We start from the raw sequence: 19,017 nt of genomic DNA, 5'->3' as shown, positions 1-19,017 counted from the left end.
CTTACGACCCCGTGCACGCCCGGCGAGTCAGATGCCGATCGCCCCGACCAGCGCCCGCGCACACAGGTCCCGCACCTGCTCGCGCGCGAGCTCGCCCCCGTCGAGCCAGTCCAGGCAGACGCCGACCAGGAACGCGAGCCAGCCGCGCACGGCGAGGCGCAGCACGGCCGGTTCCGGAAGCCTGTCGGCGATGTGCGGGTCCGCTGCGAGCGCGGCCATGATCTGCGCCTCGTGCGCGGCGAGCCCCTCCCGGTACGCGGCGCGCACGGCCGGGTCGCCCGCCGCCTCGGCGCTGTGGAAGGCGCGGAAGCCGTGCGCGTGCGTGACGACGTAGTCGAGGAAGGTGTCGAGGCCCGTGCCGAGCTGGTCGCGGACCGGGATGCCGGGCACGGCGGCGGTCAGCCGCAGCATGCGCGCGCTCTCCCGCTGGACGACGGCGGCGAAGAAGTCCCGTTTGTTCGGAAAGTAGTGGTACAGCAGCCCGCGCGAGACACCGGCGATCTCGGCGACCTCTTCGATCCATACGTCGTCGTACGGAGCCTGCGCGAACAACTTGGCCCCTACGGCGAGCAGTTGCTCGCGGCGCTCCTGCGTGCTCAGCCTGCGCCGGGTGCGCTCCCCCGGTGCCGCCGTTCCCCCTCGCTCCCTGGTCATGGGCGCACCCTACTCGACACAACACCGCTTACTTGACGTGAGTTCAATAACAGGCTCAGACTGTGCCGCGTTATTGAATCCACGTCTAACAGTGTGGTCCGGGTGTTCCAACGGCGCACTCGCGCAAGGGAGATGGACACGATGACGACGACTCCGCAGATGCCGCGGGCGGCGGACGCTCCGCTGCCGCGCGGTTTTCGCAGCGCCGAGCAGGGGTGGCCGCGCCTGGACCTGATACCGCATCCCGCCCGGCGGGTCCCGGTGATCGGCGACGTGGTGGGCGCGAACGTCCGCACTCCGTTGCAGGATTCGATGAAGCTGGCCGCCGAACTCGGGCCGATCTTCCGGCGCAAGGGGTTCGGCAAGGAGATCGTGTTCGTGTGGGGCGCGGAGCTCGCGGCGGAGCTCGCCGACGAGTCGCGGTTCGCCAAGCACGTCGGGCTCGGCGTCGCCAATCTGCGCCCGATGGCGGGCGACGGCCTGTTCACCGCGTACAACCACGAGCCCAACTGGCAGCTGGCGCACGACATTCTGGCGCCGGGCTTCAGCCGCGACGCGATGGCGGGCTACCACCCGCTGATGCTGGACGTGGCCGGACAGTTGATGGCCTCGTGGGACAAGAGCGAGGCCGCGGGCCGCACGGTGGACGTGCCGGCCGACATGACCAAGCTGACCCTGGAGACGATCGCGCGCACCGGGTTCGGGCACGACTTCGGTTCGTTCGAGCGCGAGAAGCCGCATCCGTTCGTGACGGCCATGGTGGGCGCGCTGACGTTCGCGCAGCGGCGCAACGTGGTGCCGCCGCTGCTGTCGACCGTGCTGCTGCGCGGCGCCGAGAAGCGCAACGCGGCGGACCGCGCGTATCTGAACCGCACGGTCGACGACGTGATCGCGGCGCGGCGCACCTCCGGCGGCGGCACGGGTGATCTGCTCGACCGCATGCTGGAGGTGGCGCACCCGGAGACGGGCGAGCGGCTCGCGCCGGAGAACATCCGTAAGCAGGTCATCACGTTCCTGGTGGCGGGGCACGAGACGACATCGGGTGCGCTGTCCTTCGCGCTGCACTACTTGGCGCAGAACCCCGAGGTGCTTGCGAAGGCGCGCGAGGAGGTCGACCGGGTGTGGGGCGACGCGGACGTGCCCGCGTACGAGCAGGTCGCGAAGTTGCGCTATCTCCGGCGCGTGCTGGACGAGTCGCTGCGGCTGTGGCCGACGGCGCCCGCGTTCGCGCGCGAGGCCGTCGCGGACACCACGCTGGGCGGCAGGCATCCGATGCGGCGCGGCGCCTGGGCGCTCGTCCTGGCGACGATGCTGCACCGCGACCCGGCCGCGTGGGGCGACGACCCGGACTCCTTCGACCCGGACCGCTTCACTCCGCAGGCGGTCCGGTCCCGCCCCGGCCACGTCTTCAAGCCGTTCGGCACGGGGGCCCGGGCCTGCATCGGCCGCCAGTTCGCCCTGCACGAGGCCACGTTGGTGCTCGGCCTGCTGCTGCGCCGCTACGACCTGCACCCCGAGCCCGGGTACCGGCTCGCGGTCACGGAGCGCCTGACGCTGATGCCGCGCGGACTGCGGCTGCAGCTCACCCGTAGGTGAGCCGCACCGCTCCGTAGAGGTCAGTCGTCCGGCACTGACGCAAGTGACGCCACATCGAGGACTCCGTCCAACTCCGCGAGCACGGCCACGAGTTCCGGCACGTCGGACGCGCCCTCGATCTCCATCCGTACGGCCATCGTGCCGACGCGCCCTCTTACGGGCGCCCAGTCGGCACTGTCGTTACGGAGTTCGACGACGCGGAAGCCGCGCCGGGTGCACTCCTCCAGGACACGGGTGAGGACGCTGGAGCCGACCCGGTAGGCGAGGTGCAGGCCCGTGCGCCGCTCCGTGGCCAGGGCCGGCACCCGGCGGGTCAACCAGGGGTAGCCGCGCACCACCAGGAAGTGGCAGGCGGTCGCGGCGAACGCCAGCAGCGGCAGCCCGCCGCCGCACGCCATCCCTATGGCACACGTCAGCCACACGGTCGCCGCCGTGGTCAGTCCGCGCACCGCGTCGCGTCGTACGAAGATGAGTCCGCCGCCGATGAACCCGATGCCGGAGACGATCTGCGCGGCGACCCGCGACGGGTCGAGCGCCACGCCTCCCATGCCGAGCACGGAGTTGAAGCCGTGCTGCGACACCTCCATGAACAGCGCGCTGCCCACCCCGACGAGGGTGTGCGTGCGCAGCCCCGCGCTCTTCTGCTGGACCGCGCGCTCGGCCCCGATCAGCGTGGAGAGCACCAGCGCGAGTCCCAACTCGGCGAGCTGTCGCAGGCCTTGCCCCGCGTCCGGGTCGAACAGGGAGAACGCGAGCGACGACGGCAAGGGCGACTGCAAGAGCGGGCCCCTCCTCTCCCATCCTCTCCAACTGGTTGATCTTCCCGAGGGTAGCCCCGCGTCGGCGGAACGGGATTGTCAGACCCATGCGCAAGAGTGGACCCATGAACGGGACCAGGAACCACGGACAGCAGACCAAGAACCCCGAGTTGGCCGCCGCGCAGGCCTGTCTGCGCCTCATGCACACGGCACGCGCCGCGCTCTCGGGCTCCGAACCGCCCGCCACGGCGGCCGTGCTCACGGTGCCGATCGCCGAGGCCGACGAGGCACTGCGCAGGGCGGGCCTCGCGGGCAACGAGGCGTGGCTGCTTGAGCGGATCTACGATCTCCGGCTCGACGCGGATTCCCCGTAGGTGCCCGGCCCGGCCCGGCGGGAGCCGAACTGCGAGACTGCCGCCATGAACCACGACCGGACCGACGCCTACCTCCACCGCATCGGCGCCGACCGCCCGGCGGCGCCGACCGCCGACGCGTTGCGCGCGCTGCACCTGGCGCATCTGCGCGCCGTGCCGTTCGAGAACCTCTCGGTGCACCTGGGCGAGGACATCACCCTCGACGCGGACGCGCTCGTGGCGAAGCTGGTGGACCGTGGCCGCGGCGGCTTCTGCTACGAGCTCAACGGCGCGTTCGGGGCGCTCCTCGCGGCGCTGGGCTTCGATGTGTCGCTGCTCCAGGCGCGCGTCGTCGGCGGGGACGGCCGCCTCGGCATCCCGTACGACCACCTGGCCCTGCGCGTGCGCACCACCGAGGGCACGACGTGGCTCGCGGACGTCGGGTTCGGCACGCACACGCACTATCCGCTGGCGTACGAGGAGCGGGGCGACCAGCCGGACCCGGGCGGCGTGTTCCGCATCGAGGACGTCACGCCGGACACCGTCGGGGACGGCACGCCGGACACCATCGAGGGCGCCGCCGCGGACGACCTCCTCGTGCTGCGCGACGGCGAGCCCCAGTACCTCCTCGATCAACGCCCCCGTGCGCTGCGGGACTTCGAGGCCGGCGCCTGGTACCACCGCACCTCCCCCGCCTCCCACTTCACCCGCTCCCTGGTCTGTTCGCTGCTCACGGAGGACGGTCGGATCACCCTCAGCGGTCATACGCTCACCAGCACCGTGGACGGCGAGCGCACCCGCACCGAACTCCCCACCGACGCCGCCGTTCTCAAGGCCTACGACCAGCACTTCGGCATCGTCCTCGATCGCGTACCGCCGGAGCCGAATCCGACGGAGGGCTGACGCCCGCCCGCGCCCGCTGGTTATGCTCGGCCGAAGCGTTCAGAAAAACGCTCAAACGAACAGCGATACCAGCGGGTTACGAGGGGGCCAGCAGCATGCGCGAACCGGTCGATCTGAGGCGGCAACGGATCCTCGCCGCCGTACAGGCGCGCGGCGCGGCGCGGGTCAGCGACCTGGCCACGGAGCTCGCGGTGTCGGTCGTGACGCTCCGCCGCGACGTGGAGGAACTCGCGCGCACCGGCAAGCTGCGGCGCGGCCACGGCACCGTCCGCCCGATCCTGCCGGAGCAGGACGCGGGCCAGGGCCGTGAGCGCACAGAGGGTGCCGCGTCCGCGCTCGACCCGGCACCGGACGGCGGCCCCGTCGCCGTCGTCGTCCCCGAACGCCACGCGTACCTGTACGAGATGCTGCACGGCGCCCGTACCGCGTTCGAGGAGGCCGGGGTCCGCATCGCCCTGCACATCGCGCCGGCCGCGCCGGGCGCCGAACAGCCCATCGTGGAGCGGGCGTTGGCGGACGGGGCGCGCGCCCTGCTGATCGCGCCGCGCTGGCGCAGCCGCGCCACCGAGGAGGACGACTACGCCTGGCTGGCGCGCGTCGACGTGCCCACGGTCGTGATGGAGCGCAGGCCGCGCAGGGGCAGCGCGGTGCACGCCGTGGACACCGTGTGCACGGACCACTGGTACGGGGTGCACCTCGCCGTCGAGCACCTCACGGGGCTCGGCCACCGGCGCATCGTGCTCGCGGCGCGCGACGACAGCCCGACGGCGCGCGCCGTGCGCGCCGCGTTCACCGAGATCGCCGCCGAGCACCCGCGGGTCGACAAGTGGGCGCTCGCCCTCAGCTCGCCGAGCGCCACAGCCGACGCTGACGAGGCGGCGGGACACTCCGGGAAACCACTCGATCTCCCGTCCCTGCTGGGCGAGTTGGGCGCCACGGGCGCCTTGCTGCACGGCGACGTCGACGCCCTGATGCTCGTCCAGTCGCTGCGCGACGCCGGGCTCCGCGTCCCGGAGGACTGTTCCGCCATCGCGTACGACGATGTCGTCGCCGGCCTCGGCGGCACCCCGCTGACGGCAGTGTCCCCGCCGAAGGCGGAGATCGGCCGGACGGCCGCAGAACTGCTGCTGCGCCGCCTCGGCGAGCAGGCGGCGGGCGGCCCGGCCGGACCCGCCCACCGCGTCCAGGTGCTGCCGACGCTCAAGGTGCGGGGTTCCACCCGTTCCGCCCCGTATCGCGATCCGGTTCCCTCAACCCCCGCCGCACAATGAGCGTTTGATCGATTCATTTTCTTCTGATCGATCTATTGACCGTCTCTCGCGAACCGATCAGGATTCCCGTGACTCGAACACGCAGGAGCCGCAGAGCCGCGGGAGGCACCCATGCCTGGTCGACCGAACCGTCGATCCATGCTCGCCGCGATCTCCGCGCTGCCGCTGACGGGCGCCCTGAGCGCCTGTAGCGGGGACGACAGCGCGTCCACAGGATCTCGGAGCGAAAGCAGCACATCCGGCACGTCCGGCACCGCCGGTAGCAGTGGCAGGACGACCATCACGTTCTGGTCCGCGATGCGCGGCAGCCAGGCCGTGGTGGACGAGTTCAACAGGACCCACGACCACATCCGGGTCGAGTACGAGCAGACCCCCGCCGGCACGCAGGGGTACATGAAGCTCAGCAACGCGGCGCGCGCGGGCAACGCCCCCGACATCGCCACCATCGAGTACCCCCAACTGCCGGGCTTCGCCATCGACGGCGTCACCCTCGACATCACGTCGCTGATGAGCGACGACCTCAAGAGGAAGCTGCTGCCCCAGTCGCTCGCGCAGACGACGTTCGAGAAGCACACCCACGCCGTCCCGAGCGACATCGAGCCGATGGTCATGCACTACCGCAAGGACCTCTTCGACCACTACGGGTTCGAAGTCCCCGGTACCTGGGACGAGTTCGCCGCGCTCGCGCGGGCCGTGCGGCGCACCGGCGGCGGCCGCAGGCTGACCGTGTTCCCCACGGACAGCTTCACGCAGTTCGCCTGCTGGGCCTGGCAGGCAGGCGCCCAGTGGTTCGACACGTCGAAGGGCGCCTGGAACGTCTCCCTGACGGACGCCCCGACGCGGAAGATCGCCGCGTACTGGCAGCGCCTCATCGACGAGGAGCTCGTCTACGTCAACTCCTCCACGGCCCGCATCTACGACGCCCAGATCGGCAACGGCCAGGTCCTGACCCGGCTCAGCGGCGCCTGGGAAGCGGGCGCGCAGCTGACGAAGCAGCCCGGGCAGAAGGGCAAGTGGCGGATCGCCCCGCTGCCGCAGTGGGATGCGAAGCGTCCGAGCCTCGGCACCCACGGCGGTTCCTCGTTCGCCGTGACGAAGGACAGCCGCCATCCCGAGGCCGCCATGGAGTTCCTCGAGTGGCAGGTCGCCAGCCCCGACGCCCTCAAGGCGCGTCTGACCAGCGGTGTGAGCAGCGCGTACCCGGCGGTGACGGAGCTCGTCCCGGTGGGCCGCGAGGCGTTCGACGAGGGGTACTACGGCGGCCAGGACATCTACGGCCTCTTCGAGGAGGAGGCCCACAAGATCGGCGCCGACTGGACCTGGGGCCCGCGGATGACCGCCACCGGCACCGTCATCCAGGACTCCTTCGCCCGCGCGGGCGCCGGTGCGGGCACGGTCCTGTCCTCCATGCACGCCGCGCAGGACGGCACGATGCCGGACCTCAAGGCGCTCGGCCTCAGCACCACCCAGCACTCCACATGAACGCCCGCGCCCCGAAAGGCAGGTGACCCCCATGACAGCGACAGCCCATGCCCCCACGGCCCCGGCCCCGCCGAAGCCGGCCGGTGAACAGCCCGGACACAAGGCACGGCGGGCGGCCAGGCGCCGGCGAGGCGGTGCGGCGGGCGTCTTGATGACCCCGTTCTTCGTCCTCCTCGGCCTGGTCTTCCTGGCCCCGGTGGCGACGGCGATCTGGCTGAGCCTGTTCAGCGACGACCAGCCGGGCCTCGGCTTCGGCGCCGAACGCAGCGTCTTCGTGGGCCTGCGCTCGTACGCCGCCGTGCTCGGCGACCCGACGTTCCTGGACGGTCTCAGCACGGTCGCGCTGTACTGCGTGATCTACATTCCGCTGATGGTGATCGGCTCCCTCGCGCTCGCGCTGCTGCTGGACTCCGGTGTCGTACGGCTGCGTTCCTGGGCCCAGTTGGGCCTGTTCCTGCCGCACGCGGTGCCCGGCATCATCGCCGCCCTGATCTGGGTGTACCTGTACACGCCCGGCATCAGCCCGATCATCGAGGTGCTCGGCAAGGCCGACATCACGATCGACTTCTTCGGCCTGCACACCACGCTGCCGTCGATCGTGAACATCGCCCTGTGGTCCAACCTCGGCTACAACATGGTCGTCTTCTACGCGGCTCTGCAGGCAGTCCCGCGGGAGGTCCTGGAGGCCTCGGTCGTCGACGGCGCGGGGCCGGTGCGCACGGCGCTCCAGGTCAAGGCACCGCTCGTGCGGTCCTCCATCGTCATGGTCGCGATGTTCACCATGATCTGGTCGCTGCAGCTCTACACCGAGCCGATGCTGCTCCACCAGTCCTCGCAGATGGTGAGCTCGCGCTTCTCGCCGAGCATGTACATCTACGACGCCGCGTTCGGCCGCAACAACTACTCGCTCGCCGCGGCGGCCTCGGTGGTCCTGCTGATCGTCACCATCGCCCTGTCCTACGGGGTCACCCGCTGGACCAACCGCGTCAACTCGGCCGAGGAGAACGCCCGATGAGCACTGTCGAGTCAAGCGGCTCCACTCTCCTGCGCCCGCGGCTGCTGGGCCGCACGACCGTCAACGTCGTCGTCGGGATCTCCGTCCTCTACACGCTGCTCCCGGTCCTGTGGCTGGTGCTCGCCGCGTCCAAGTCCCGCGACGCCCTGTTCAGCAGCACCATCCTGTCGTTCAGCGACTTCTCGTTCGTGCAGAACCTGAAGGACGTGTTCGCCATGGACGGCGGCCTCTACGCGCGCTGGTACGGCAACAGCCTGCTGTACGCGGTCCTGGGCGCGGCGCTCGGCGCGCTGATCAGCGTCGCCTGCGGCTACGCCTTCGACAAGTACCACTTCCGGCACAAGGAGAAGCTGTTCGGCCTGGTGCTCGCGGCGGTCATGGTGCCGCAGACGGTGCTCGCGCTGCCGCTGTATCTGATCGCCTCGCAGATGGGCGTCGTGAACACCTTCTGGTCGGTGTTCGTCCCGGTCCTGTTCAACCCGTTCGGCGTGTACCTGGGCCGCATCTTCGCCCAGGGGTACGTGCCGAACGAGATCCTGGAGGCCGCGCGGGTGGACGGCGCGGGCGAGCTGGCGACGTACTTCAAGGTCGCGCTGCGGATGCTGGGGCCCGGCCTCGTGACGGTCTTCCTCTTCCAGCTCACCACGATCTGGAACAACTTCTTCCTGCCGATGGTGATGCTGTCGAACCAGGATCTGTACCCCGTGAGCCTGGGTCTGTTCCAGTGGAACAGTCAGGCCTCCACCTCTCCCGAGTACTACCCGGTGGTGATTATGGGCTCGCTCCTCGCGGTGCTCCCCCTTGTCCTCGCGTTCGTCTTCCTCCAGCGCTTCTGGCGGTCAGGACTCACGGCGGGGGCGGTCAAGTGAGCAAGCCCCGCGTGGCGCTGGCCATGTCCCCCCAGGCCGCGGCGGCCGTCTTCGCGCCCCGGTCCATGGCCGCGCTCACGGAGGTCTGCGACCTCGCGCCGCTGCCCGTGCTCGACGATCTGACGACGGTGCGGGCCAAGGAGGTGCTCGCCGACGTCGATGTCCTCGTCACGGGCTGGGGCTGCCCGCCGCTCGACGCGGACGCGCTCGCGGCGGCGCCACGCCTCAAGGCCGTGGTGCACTCGGCCGGTTCGGTGCGCGGGCATGTCACCGACGCCTGCTGGGAGCGCGGCATCGAGGTGTCCTCGGCCGCCGCGGCGAACGCGCTGCCGGTCGCCGAGTACACCCTCGCGATGATCCTGCTGCACGGAAAACGCGTCCTGGAATCGGCCCGCGACTTCCACCGCACGCGCGAACGCGGCGACTGGCTGCTCACCTCCCGTGAGGTCGGCAACTACGGCCGCACGGTGGGCATCCTGTCCGCCTCGCTGATCGGCCGCAGGGTCATCGAGCTCCTGCGACCGTTCGACTTCGAGGTGCTGCTGCACGACCCGTACGTCTCCGAAGAGGACGCCGCCGAACTCGGCGTGGAACAGGTCTCGCTGCCCGAACTGTTCACGCGCAGCGAGCTGTTGAGCGTCCACACTCCGCTGCTGCCCGCCACGCGCGGCCTGGTGAGCCGGGAGCTGCTGAACTCGATGCGGCCAGGCGCCGCGCTCATCAACACCGCGCGCGGCGCCGTCCTCGACCAGGACGCCCTCACCGACGTCGTCCGCGCGGGCCGGATCCGTGCGGTGCTCGACGTGACGGACCCGGAGGTGCTGCCCCCGGAGCACCCGCTGTGGGACTGCCCGAACGCGCTGATCACGCCCCATCTGGCCGGCGCCCAGGGCAGCGAGTGGCAGCGCCTCGCCGACACCGCGGTCGGCGAACTGGCGCGCTGGGCCGCGGGCGACGGCTTCGCCCATCCCGTACGACGCGAAAGGCTGGCGTTCCTCGCATGAGCACCGCCCCGTTGAACAGCACCCGGTCGAACACCACCCCGTTCCAACTGCCCGCGGAGGACCGCGCGCTGAGCCCGCACACCGGCTACACCCGCGCGCACTGGGAGGCCGTCGCCGACGGGCTGCTCGGCGCCGCCTGGCGCTGGGCCACCCCCGAGGGCGCCCTGCTCGACCTGCCGGGCCGCCCCTCCGGTTCCGGTGTCCGCTCGGACGGCCTCGAAGGCTACGCCCGTACGTTCCTCGCGGCCGGGTTCCGGGTCGCGGGCGCCGGCGGCAAGGACCCGCACGGCTGGCTGGACCGGTACGCGCGCGGGATCGCCGCGGGCACCCGCACGCCGGGCCTCGACGACGCCGAGTCCTGGCCGCTGATCCTCGACCACCACGTACAGGGCCAGCCGATGGTGGAGTCGGCTTCGGTGGCGCTCGGCCTGTCGCTGACCCGGCCGTGGCTGTGGGACCGCCTCGACGGCGACGTACAGGACCGGGCGGAGAAGTGGCTGCGCGGCGCGATCACGCACACGCCGGCCCCGAACAACTGGTACCTCTTCCCGTTCATGGTGGCGTCGTTCCTGGAGTCGGTCGGCCGCTCCGACGCGGCGACGGACCGGGCGATCCAGCGGGCCCTCGACCTGATGGAGACCTGGTACGAGGGCGACGGCTGGTACCGGGACGGCGACGGCCGGGCCTTCGACCACTACAACGGGTGGGCGCTGCACCTGTATCCGCTGCTGCACGCGCACCTGACCGGCGACACCGCGCTCTCCGAGCGCTTCGGCGGGCGCCTGCGTGAACACCTGGAGGGCTACTCCCTGTTCTTCGGGGGCGATGGGGCGCCGATGCACTACGGGCGTTCGCTCACCTACCGGTTCGCGGCGTCGGCGGCCGTCGGCATCGGCGCGGTCACCGGCCACACTCCCCTGTCCCCCGGCACGTCGCGCCGCCTCATCAGCGGCAACCTGCGGCACTTCCTCGACCGGGGCGCGGTCACGGACGAGGGCCTGCTCGGCCTCGGCTGGTACGGCCCGCACGACGCGACGCTCCAGCACTACTCGGGCCCCGCGTCCCCGTACTGGGCGTCGAAGGGCTTCGTGGCGCTGCTCGCGGGCGAGGACGACCCGCTGTGGACGGCGACCGAGGAACCGGCGCCGAGCGAGGGCCCCGACCGGGTGCTCGCGCTGCCCGCGCCGGGCCTGCTGGTGCAGTCCACTGAAGCGGACGGGATCGTGCGGCTGCACAACCACGGCAGCGACCATGTCGGCCCGCACGTGGGCGAGTCGGCGTCAGGGGTGGACGCGCACTACAGCCGCCACGCCTATTCCACGCACACCGGACCCACCTCGCCCACCAACCCGGCGGACAACCACCTGTCGGTCGAGGTCGGTGGCGCGGGCAGCGTGCGCCGCCGCATCCATCCGCTGGGCGCGGGCCACGGCGACAGCTGGGGCTGGGCCGCCTCCTGGCACCGGCCGGCCTTCACGTCGGGCCCGCCGATGGTGCCGGGCCTGCGCGTCGAGAGCGTGACCGTGGCCCGGGGCGCGTACGAACTGCGGGTGCACCGGGTCGTCGGCGCCCCGCACGGAGCGCGCGTGACGCTGACCGGGTGGGCGACGGACGCCCTGCGCTCGGACCTCGTCGGGCTGCGCGGCTGGGAGGACCGGGACGAGGCGCGGGCGCCCGAGGGCACGGCGTACGAGGCGTGGGTGCGGGTGCCGAGGCTCGCGGCGGACGTGACGGGCACAGCGGTGTTCGCGGCGCTGGCGTCACTGACGGCCGGCGAGTCGCAGCCGCTCGCCGACGCGGTGTCCGAAGTGACCTACATGGACAGTGAGTTGACCGTCACGTGGGCCGACGGCGCCCGGACGGTCGTCGCCTTCGACCCGGTGGCCGTCCGGCACCACTGAGGCGTTGTCACAGGGCGCCCGTACGCTGTTGGTCATGCCGCTCGAGATCAGCGCCACGAACCCGGAGCACCCGGTGCTCCTGCTCGCCCTCCCCTGGCACATCCCGTTGGAGGAGTGGCCGCAGGAGTACCTGGTGCCGCTGCCGCGCGGCATCTCGCGGCACGTGGTGCGCTACGCGCGCGCGGGCGACGAGGTCGTCGCCGTGAAGGAGCTGGCCGAGCGCCCGGCGCTGCGCGAGTACGAACTGCTGCGCACGCTCGACCGCCTGGGCATCCCGGCGGTGGACCCGCTGGCCGTGGTGACGGGCCGCGAGCAGCCGGACGGCACGCCCCTCGAACCCGTCCTCATCACCCGCCACCTGGGCGGCTCTCAGCCCTACCGCTCCATGTTCGAGACGACGCTGCGGCCGACGACCGTGCACCGTCTGATGGACGCGCTCGCGGTGCTCCTCGTCCGCCTGCACCTGAGCGGTTTCGCGTGGGGCGACTGCTCGCTGTCCAACACCCTCTTCCGCAGGGACGCGGGCGCGTACGCCGCGTATCTCGTGGACGCCGAGACCGGCGAGCTGCATCCGCGGCTGAGCGACGGGCAGCGCGAGTACGACATCGATCTCGCGCGCGTGAACATCGCGGGCGAGATGCTCGACCTGGAGGCCTCGGGCGCGCTGCACCCCTCCATCGACCCGATCGAGTTCGGCACGGAGATCGTGTCGCGCTATTCGGACCTGTGGAGCGAGCTCACCCGCACGTCCGTGTATCCGGCGGGCAAGCACCACTACATGGAGCGCCGCATCCGCCGCCTGAACGACCTGGGTTTCGACGTGGCCGAGATGCAGATATCGCGCTCCCCGCACGGCGACACCGTCACCTTCGTACCGAAGGTCGTCGACGCGGGGCACCACCAGCGTCAGCTGCTGCGGCTGACCGGAATGGACGCCGAGGAGAACCAGGCGCGGCGGCTGCTCGGCGACCTGGAGAGCTGGATGGCGACGCAGGAGGACGCCACCGACGCGCGGCCGGAAGTGCTCGCCCACCGCTGGGTCCGTGACGTGTTCCGCCCCACGGTGCGCGCCGTCCGCGACCGCGTTCCCAGCGCCATGGATCCGGCCGAGCTGTACCACCAACTCCTGGAACACCGCTGGTACTTGTCGGAGCGCGCCCAGCACGACATCGGTCTCGACGCGGCGGCGGAGGACTATGTGCGCGCGGTGCACAGGGCCGGTGGGTGACACGGCCGTGAGGACCGGGCGCGGTCGGTACCGTGGCCGCTACGTGATGGCGAGTGACGGCACCGACCGCAGCCAGTGACCTCCGTCGGCCGCCCGGACGAGCGTGGGCGTTTGCGTCTCGCAACGCATTTTCCGGCCACATCGATCGCAATTGGTGGCCCGGCCCCACTCGCACTCACGTGAACGGCCCCGGAGGTGCGTGGGTTACCTCCAGCGGGAAATTTCGGCCATTTTCGAGCGGCCCGGCACAGGTGCCGCGCGGCCGTGCTCACTCGCTCATGACCGAAGAAACCAGCAGGTGGGCAACCCAACTCCGCTCATCATGACGCACCGTCTGATCGTTTTCTTCGGGCAATGTTTATTACCAAAGACCTTAGGACTATTTAGACTGCTCTCGCTCAACTCGGCGTGAACAACGAGGGATTACCCACCATGAACAAGAAGGCGCTTCGCGCCCTGCTCCGTGAACGGCGCGCCCTCATCGCCCCTGAATCCCATGGCTTCAGCAGGCCGACGGGACAGGGGCGCCGCGCCCCCGGACTCTCCCAGCACCAGGTCGACCAGCTGCTGCACCGGACGCTCGGCACCTATCACCGGCTGGAGTCGGGCACCTACCCCAACGCTCCGGCGGAGCTGCTGCGGGACGTGGCCCGGCTGTTCGGGCTGAACGAGCAGGAGTGGATCCTGCTCTGCCGGTACGCGCTGCTGCAGGACCCTCCGGGGCCGCTGAACTTCAGCGCAGGCAAGGAGGTTCCCGGCGTGTGGCAGGAGGCGGTCGACGGCATCTCGCACATGGCCTATGTGACGGACGCGTCGTGGGACCTGCTGGCGTGCAACGCGGCGTTCACCGAGCTGTTCCCGGACTCCCGGGTCCCGACGAACACCATGCGCTGGATGCTGCTCGACGCGGCGGCCCGCACGTCCCTGACGAACTGGTCCACGGCGTGGGCCCCGTTGGTCATGCCCCAGTTGCGCGCGGCACTGGCCTCGCGACCCGACGACGACACCCTGTTGCAGATCGAGAAGGAGATCCTCGCAGACCCCGAGGCGGCGCCCATCTACGAGGCCGGCGGCGCGTCCGTCCACCCCGACGGCGACGAACGCCCGCTGCTGCACGCGAAGCACGGTCCGGGCTGGGTCACCACCTGCGCCGCCCAGCCGCTCACGGCCCCGGGCGCCCGCCTGATCATCCTCGTCTTCCACCCCGGTTCGCGCCGGGCCCATCTGCGTGCCCCCTACCTTCACGCGAGCTGAACGGAGGCGACAGGAGACCCGTTCGGCACGGTGAAGTACGTTGAGCGACACCCCCCACGCCCGAACCCAGCCGAGTGGGAGTCGCTTCGTGCCCGCCTACATATCACAGCCCCAGACCGTCTTCGGCGCCCACAAGATAGGCACCGCCGAGATCGCCGAGGACATCCGCTCCCACCACCACGACCACCCGCGCCTCGCCGCGATCCTGCGCGTCATCGCCAACTGCGGCGTCCGCACGCGGTACTTCGCCCGGCCGCTCGACTCGCCGACGGTGTCGGGCACTTCGGGGGTGCAGGAACGGTCCCGCACCACGTTCCTGGACGCGCTCGACCTCGCCGAGCAGGCGGCCACGGCCGCGCTCGAAGCGGGCGGGCTCACCGCCGGGGACATCGACGCCGTCATCACGACGCATTCGACCGGCTGGTCCGTCCCGAACCTCGACATCCACCTCATGAACCGGCTCGGGCTCCCGCCGACCACCCGGCGCATCGCCCTCACCACCCTGGCGTGCGCCGGTGGCACGCAGGCCCTGATCCGCGCCGCGGACCTGGTGGCGGCCCGGCCGGACGACACCGTGCTCGTGGTCGCGGCGGAGGCCATCTCCGGCGTCTATCAGCACAGCGACACCACCATCCAGTCGATGATCTACAAGGCGCTCTTCGGCGACGCGGCCGCCGCGGCGATCGTCACGGCCCGGCCCCGGGGCCCTGGCATGGCCGTCGAGGAGAGCTTCGAGTACGTGCTCCCGGACAGCGTCGACCGTTACAGCGGCCGGGTCGCACCGGACGGCTTCCACTTCGACTCGACCAAGGCGGCTCTGACGGCGGCCGACGACGTACTGCCCGCGCTCGTCGGCTGGCTGGACGGCCGCAGAACCGACTTCCCCGTGATCCACCCCGGCAGCACGCGCATCATCACCGACACGGCGGCGGCGCTCGACCTGGGGGCCGAAGCCGCACGGCACTCCACGGACACGCTGGCCGACGAGGGCAACCTCGGGGCGCCGAGCGTCCTGCGCGTCCTGGAACGCACCCACCACGAACCGCCCGCCGCAGGCGCCCGCGGCACGATGGTCGCCTACGGGCCCGGCTTCACCACCGCCGCCCTGCACGGGCACTGGCACGCCTGACGCCACTCCCCAGGACCCCGCAGAAATGTCTCAACGGGACATATGTCCCATCGGGACATGAAGGTGTACCCTCGAAGGCATGAAGGCGAACGACGCGACCACCACCCCGCCCACCGGCGACCGCCGCAAGGCCAAGGCCGGGCGGACGCGCGAGGCGCTCGCGGAGGCCGCCGTGGAGCTGGTCCTGGAACGCGGGCTCGCGGACGTCACCGTCGAGGCGATCGCCGAACGCGCCGACGTCACGCGCCGCACCTTCAGCCGGCACTTCTCCGGCAAGGAGGACGCGGCCCTCGACTTCACCCGCGCCGACGGCGCCGGCATCAACGCGGCGCTGCGCGCCCGCCCCGCCGACGAGCCCCCACTGCTCGCCTACCGGGGCGCGGTCGCGGACTACCTCTCCGACCGGTCCACCCCCGCCTGGCACCACCGTCCGCGGCTGCGCGAGCTGTACGCCGTCGTCGACGCGGAGCCCGCCCTGTTCGCCGCGTACGAACGGATCCGGGTGGACGCCCAGGACGAATCCGTAACGATCATCGCCGACCGGCTCGGCACCGACCCGACCAGGGACCCGCGTCCCGAGGTCGTCGTCGGCGCCGCCGCCGGAGTGCTGACCGCCGCGCTGCGCACCTGGGCGCGCGGCGCGGACAGCACGGACGCCGAAGACCTCGCCGATCTGGTCGCGCGGGCCTACGACGCCCTCATAGCGGAGGCCGCCCGCGCGGCAGCCCCCGAAGACGCCACCAGAAAGTGAACCGCACCATGAGCACCACCCCCACCACCGCCCAACTTCCCGACTACGCCGCCGAGTTCGCGGGGAAGACCGCCCTCGTCACCGGCGCCGCCTCCGGCATCGGCCTGGCCACCGCCCGCCGCCTCGGCCGAGGCGGCGCGAGCGTCGTCATCGCGGACTACAACGAGCAGGGCGCCAAGGAGGCCGCCGAGACGCTGAAGTCGGAGGGCCTGAAGGCCGCCGCCGTCGCCGTCGACGTGACCGACCCGGCCTCCGTGGAGGCGGCCGTCGGCTTCGCCGTCGACACGTTCGGCGGGCTCGACCTGGCCGTGAACAACGCCGGTATCGGCGGCGCGAGCGCGCCCACCGGCGAGTACGACATCGACGTCTACAACCGCGTCGTGCGCACGAACCTCGACGGCGTCTTCTACTCGATGCGCTACGAACTCCCCGCGATGCAGGCCGCGGGCAAGGGCGGCGCCATCGTGAACGTCGCCTCGATCCTCGGCTCGGTCGGCTTCGCGGGATCGCCCGCGTACGTCGCCGCGAAGCACGGCGTCGTAGGACTGACGAAGACGGCGGCCGCCGAGTACGCGGCCAAGGGCATTCGCGTCAACGCGGTCGGCCCTGGCTTCATCGAGACGCCGCTGCTCAAGGAGATGGACAAGGCCGCCCACGACGGTCTCGTCGCGCTGCACCCGGCGGGCCGCCTCGGTCACGCCGAAGAGGTCGCCGAACTGATCGCGTTCCTGCTGTCGGACCGCGCATCGTTCGTCGCCGGCAGCTACCACCTGGTGGACGGCGCGTACACCGCGGTCTGATCCACCGCCCCGGACGGGCCCTCGGCGACGGTTCCCCCACCGTCGCCGAGGGCCCCTTTCGTGTGCCTCGTGACCAAAGAATGCCTCTACTGCCCCAAAAGACCCTTGTTTCACGCCTCAAGTCATGGAACGGTCGGCGACGGGTACAGGCGGGGGCTTGGACCGTCTTTCGACGAGGGGCACACACCACGCGATGGCATCGCTCAACCAACGGCCTATGGCGCGCGAATCGTACTTCGACAACGTCAAGTTCCTGACGATCGTCCTCGTGGCCTGTGGCCACGCGTGGGAACCACTGACGTACGGCTCGCGCGCGGTGACGGCGGTGTATCTGACCGTCTACGCCTTCCACATGCCGGCGTTCGCGCTGGTCTCGGGGTACTTCTCGCGCAGTTTCGACATGGCGCCGAAGCGGCTGAAGCGCCTGGTGACCGGCGTCGTCGTGCCGTACGTCGTCTTCGAGGTGGCGTACACGCTGTTCTACCGCTGGGCGCAGGACGATCCGGGCTATCCGATCAGCCTGTTGGACCCGTGGTATCTGATGTGGTTCCTGGTGGCCCTCTTCATCTGGCGGCTCACCACGCCGCTGTGGCTGCAACTGCGCCACCCCGTGCTGATCTCGCTCGTCGTGGCCACCGCCGTGTCGATGTCCCCGGACACCGGCGGCGACCTGGCGCTCCAACGGGTCCTGCAGTTCCTGCCGTTCTTCGTGGTGGGCCTGGTGCTGCGGCCCGAGCACTTCTCGCGGCTGCGGACGTGGCGGGTGCGGTGGGCGGCGCTGCCGGTGGCGTTCGTGACCCTGGTCGCGGCGTACTGGGCGGCGCCGTGGTTCGACGCGGGCTGGTTCTTCCACCGGGGCAGCGTGGTGGGGCGGGGCGTGCCCGCGTGGGCGGGCCTGTTCGCGACGCCCGCCCTGTTCGTCCTCGCGCTCGTGCTGACCGCCTGCTTCCTGGCGTGGGTGCCGGGTCGCAGGCTGTGGTTCACGGTGCTCGGGACGGGGACGATCTACGCGTACCTGCTGCACGGTTTCGTCATCAAGGCCTCCCGGTTCGGGCAGTGGTACGACCACCCGTGGCTGCACACCCCGCTCGGCGAACTGGCCGTGACGGCGGCGGCGATCGCGCTCATCACGGTGCTGTGCACGGAGCCGGTGCGCCGCGTGTTCCGGTACGTCGTGGAGCCCCGCATGGACTGGGCGTTCCGGCGACCGCCGAGCGGGCGGCAGTCGCTGCCCGAGCAGTCGGCGGCCCGCGAGAAGGTCAGCGCCGGCGGCGGCTGACGGACTGCGCCGAGGCGAGCAGGCAGTGCATGCGCTCGGTGAGCGAGCCGAGGTCGTCGGCCGGCCGGTGGAACGCGAGGCGCACGTCGGCCTGTCCGCGCGCCCGTTCCAGACGCAGCGTCAGACCGTGCCGGTCGACTGCCAGCGGCTGCACGCGGACGACGCCGTGCAGGCTGTCGGGCGTGATGAGCCGGGTGAGCTGCTCGACGGCCTCCGGGTGGGCGTCGGCGAGATGGGTGAGCAGGCGGGGTTCGGCGAGCGCCAGCGGGTCAGGGGCGGTGGCGGCGAGTTCGTCGAGGTCGACGCCGACGCGCTCGCCGCGGCTCTGCACGACCGCGCGTTCGGCACGCAGCACCAACTCCTCGCCCTCCGGGACCAGTTCACCCGACAGCCACACCCGCGCGCGCACCCGGTCGCGCACGGGGACGGGCGCCGCGTCGGCGAACTCCAGGAGTGCGGTGGGCCGTCCGTGCGGTGAGCAGAGCACGGCGGCGGCCAGCACACTGTCGTCCGGCGGCGTGATGCGCACGCTGCCGTCGTCGGCGACGCGGTGCGCGCCGACGAGGTCGTCCTGCCCCACATCGGTGGTGACGCCGCAGGTCCATGCGGCGGCGAGCACGGAGCGTGCGTGGGCCGCCGTGCTGGGCACGGCGGCAGCGATCTGTCGGACACCCATCCCGAACCTCCATTAGGTAAGCCTTGCCTAACTTATCGGAGATCATCGGCGGGGGTCCACCCCGCCCGCCGGAATGACGCGCGGCTCCGTGTGC

18 protein-coding genes are annotated in these 19,017 nt (G+C 71.4%); 15 read left to right on the top strand and 3 right to left on the bottom strand.

Features of this window, described 5'->3' with window-relative positions; translation table 11 throughout:
• Window positions 1–27 precede the first annotated feature (27 nt).
• Window positions 28–654, bottom strand: coding sequence for a TetR/AcrR family transcriptional regulator (locus RBJ65_RS38770; RefSeq protein WP_306323171.1), 627 nt, complete (start codon window positions 652–654; stop codon window positions 28–30).
• 141 nt (window positions 655–795) lie between these two features.
• Between RBJ65_RS38770 and RBJ65_RS38765 the strand changes: the two genes are divergently transcribed.
• A complete protein-coding gene (locus RBJ65_RS38765) occupies window positions 796–2,250 on the top strand; it encodes a cytochrome P450 (protein WP_306323172.1) in 1,455 nt (484 codons plus the stop codon).
• Between the two features lie 20 nt (window positions 2,251–2,270).
• Here the strand turns inward: RBJ65_RS38765 and RBJ65_RS38760 are convergent, their stop codons facing one another.
• Window positions 2,271–3,029, bottom strand: a complete 759-nt coding sequence (locus RBJ65_RS38760; RefSeq protein ID WP_306323173.1) for an MgtC/SapB family protein — start codon at window positions 3,027–3,029, stop codon at window positions 2,271–2,273.
• 104 nt (window positions 3,030–3,133) lie between these two features.
• Between RBJ65_RS38760 and RBJ65_RS38755 the strand changes: the two genes are divergently transcribed.
• From RBJ65_RS38755 to RBJ65_RS38690, 14 genes are all read left to right on the top strand, one after another.
• The gene (locus tag RBJ65_RS38755) at window positions 3,134–3,382 is read left to right on the top strand and encodes a hypothetical protein (protein WP_306323174.1); all 249 of its coding nucleotides are present in this window, start codon (window positions 3,134–3,136) and stop codon (window positions 3,380–3,382) included.
• Window positions 3,383–3,427: 45 nt separating this feature from the next.
• Window positions 3,428–4,264: an arylamine N-acetyltransferase gene (locus RBJ65_RS38750; RefSeq protein WP_306323175.1), complete on the top strand. Its 837-nt coding sequence runs from the start codon at window positions 3,428–3,430 to the stop codon at window positions 4,262–4,264.
• A gap of 95 nt (window positions 4,265–4,359) precedes the next feature.
• Complete coding sequence (locus RBJ65_RS38745) at window positions 4,360–5,535, top strand: substrate-binding domain-containing protein (protein WP_306323176.1); 1,176 nt, start codon at window positions 4,360–4,362, stop codon at window positions 5,533–5,535.
• 111 nt (window positions 5,536–5,646) lie between these two features.
• Entirely contained in the window at window positions 5,647–7,017 is a 1,371-nt protein-coding gene (locus RBJ65_RS38740) for an ABC transporter substrate-binding protein (protein ID WP_306323177.1), read from the top strand.
• 31 nt (window positions 7,018–7,048) lie between these two features.
• Complete coding sequence (locus RBJ65_RS38735; RefSeq protein ID WP_306323178.1) at window positions 7,049–8,032, top strand: carbohydrate ABC transporter permease; 984 nt, start codon at window positions 7,049–7,051, stop codon at window positions 8,030–8,032.
• Window positions 8,029–8,901: a carbohydrate ABC transporter permease gene (locus RBJ65_RS38730; protein ID WP_306323179.1), complete on the top strand. Its 873-nt coding sequence runs from the start codon at window positions 8,029–8,031 to the stop codon at window positions 8,899–8,901. The genes RBJ65_RS38735 and RBJ65_RS38730 overlap by 4 nt, the downstream gene beginning before the upstream one ends.
• Before the next feature lie 23 nt (window positions 8,902–8,924).
• The gene (locus RBJ65_RS38725; protein ID WP_306323229.1) at window positions 8,925–9,905 is read left to right on the top strand and encodes a hydroxyacid dehydrogenase; all 981 of its coding nucleotides are present in this window, start codon (window positions 8,925–8,927) and stop codon (window positions 9,903–9,905) included.
• The gene (locus tag RBJ65_RS38720; RefSeq protein ID WP_306323180.1) at window positions 9,902–11,806 is read left to right on the top strand and encodes a DUF2264 domain-containing protein; all 1,905 of its coding nucleotides are present in this window, start codon (window positions 9,902–9,904) and stop codon (window positions 11,804–11,806) included. Before RBJ65_RS38725 ends, RBJ65_RS38720 begins: the two co-directional genes overlap by 4 nt.
• Window positions 11,807–11,840: 34 nt before the next feature.
• Window positions 11,841–13,034, top strand: coding sequence for a DUF4032 domain-containing protein (locus tag RBJ65_RS38715; protein WP_306323181.1), 1,194 nt, complete (start codon window positions 11,841–11,843; stop codon window positions 13,032–13,034).
• Between the two features lie 432 nt (window positions 13,035–13,466).
• Complete coding sequence (locus RBJ65_RS38710) at window positions 13,467–14,288, top strand: helix-turn-helix domain-containing protein (RefSeq protein WP_306323182.1); 822 nt, start codon at window positions 13,467–13,469, stop codon at window positions 14,286–14,288.
• A gap of 88 nt (window positions 14,289–14,376) precedes the next feature.
• Window positions 14,377–15,417, top strand: coding sequence for a PhlD (locus RBJ65_RS38705; protein ID WP_306323183.1), 1,041 nt, complete (start codon window positions 14,377–14,379; stop codon window positions 15,415–15,417).
• 79 nt (window positions 15,418–15,496) lie between these two features.
• Window positions 15,497–16,168 (top strand): TetR/AcrR family transcriptional regulator, encoded by a 672-nt coding sequence (locus RBJ65_RS38700; RefSeq protein ID WP_306323184.1) that lies wholly within the window; start codon window positions 15,497–15,499, stop codon window positions 16,166–16,168.
• Window positions 16,169–16,176: 8 nt separating this feature from the next.
• Window positions 16,177–16,968 (top strand): SDR family NAD(P)-dependent oxidoreductase, encoded by a 792-nt coding sequence (locus RBJ65_RS38695; RefSeq protein WP_306323185.1) that lies wholly within the window; start codon window positions 16,177–16,179, stop codon window positions 16,966–16,968.
• 217 nt (window positions 16,969–17,185) lie between these two features.
• A complete protein-coding gene (locus tag RBJ65_RS38690) occupies window positions 17,186–18,247 on the top strand; it encodes an acyltransferase family protein (RefSeq protein ID WP_306323186.1) in 1,062 nt (353 codons plus the stop codon).
• On the opposite strand, the gene RBJ65_RS38685 is transcribed toward RBJ65_RS38690, so the two are convergent.
• Window positions 18,228–18,923 (bottom strand): DUF2470 domain-containing protein, encoded by a 696-nt coding sequence (locus tag RBJ65_RS38685; RefSeq protein ID WP_306323187.1) that lies wholly within the window; start codon window positions 18,921–18,923, stop codon window positions 18,228–18,230. The genes RBJ65_RS38690 and RBJ65_RS38685 overlap by 20 nt on opposite strands.
• Window positions 18,924–19,017: the final 94 nt, after the last annotated feature.

The sequence above is a fragment of the Streptomyces sp. KL109B genome, assembly GCF_030766935.1.
In the GTDB taxonomy this organism is placed as follows: Bacteria; Actinomycetota; Actinomycetes; order Streptomycetales; family Streptomycetaceae; genus Streptomyces.
The sequence above is the reverse complement of the archived record's forward strand: the minus strand, read 5'-3'. Positions and strand labels throughout refer to the sequence as shown.

Bases quoted from the DNA above. Each gene is read 5' to 3' on its own strand.
- RBJ65_RS38770 (WP_306323171.1), bottom strand. From the start codon at position 654: ATGACCAGGGAGCGAGGGGGAACGGCGGCACCGGGGGAGCGCACCCGG.
- RBJ65_RS38765 (WP_306323172.1), top strand. From the start codon at position 796: ATGACGACGACTCCGCAGATGCCGCGGGCGGCGGACGCTCCGCTGCCG.
- RBJ65_RS38755 (WP_306323174.1), top strand. From the start codon at position 3,134: ATGAACGGGACCAGGAACCACGGACAGCAGACCAAGAACCCCGAGTTG.
- RBJ65_RS38750 (WP_306323175.1), top strand. From the start codon at position 3,428: ATGAACCACGACCGGACCGACGCCTACCTCCACCGCATCGGCGCCGAC.
- RBJ65_RS38745 (WP_306323176.1), top strand. From the start codon at position 4,360: ATGCGCGAACCGGTCGATCTGAGGCGGCAACGGATCCTCGCCGCCGTA.
- RBJ65_RS38740 (WP_306323177.1), top strand. From the start codon at position 5,647: ATGCCTGGTCGACCGAACCGTCGATCCATGCTCGCCGCGATCTCCGCG.
- RBJ65_RS38735 (WP_306323178.1), top strand. From the start codon at position 7,049: ATGACAGCGACAGCCCATGCCCCCACGGCCCCGGCCCCGCCGAAGCCG.
- RBJ65_RS38730 (WP_306323179.1), top strand. From the start codon at position 8,029: ATGAGCACTGTCGAGTCAAGCGGCTCCACTCTCCTGCGCCCGCGGCTG.
- RBJ65_RS38725 (WP_306323229.1), top strand. From the start codon at position 8,925: ATGTCCCCCCAGGCCGCGGCGGCCGTCTTCGCGCCCCGGTCCATGGCC.
- RBJ65_RS38720 (WP_306323180.1), top strand. From the start codon at position 9,902: ATGAGCACCGCCCCGTTGAACAGCACCCGGTCGAACACCACCCCGTTC.
- RBJ65_RS38715 (WP_306323181.1), top strand. From the start codon at position 11,841: ATGCCGCTCGAGATCAGCGCCACGAACCCGGAGCACCCGGTGCTCCTG.
- RBJ65_RS38710 (WP_306323182.1), top strand. From the start codon at position 13,467: ATGAACAAGAAGGCGCTTCGCGCCCTGCTCCGTGAACGGCGCGCCCTC.
- RBJ65_RS38700 (WP_306323184.1), top strand. From the start codon at position 15,497: ATGAAGGCGAACGACGCGACCACCACCCCGCCCACCGGCGACCGCCGC.
- RBJ65_RS38695 (WP_306323185.1), top strand. From the start codon at position 16,177: ATGAGCACCACCCCCACCACCGCCCAACTTCCCGACTACGCCGCCGAG.
- RBJ65_RS38690 (WP_306323186.1), top strand. From the start codon at position 17,186: ATGGCGCGCGAATCGTACTTCGACAACGTCAAGTTCCTGACGATCGTC.
- RBJ65_RS38685 (WP_306323187.1), bottom strand. From the start codon at position 18,923: ATGGGTGTCCGACAGATCGCTGCCGCCGTGCCCAGCACGGCGGCCCAC.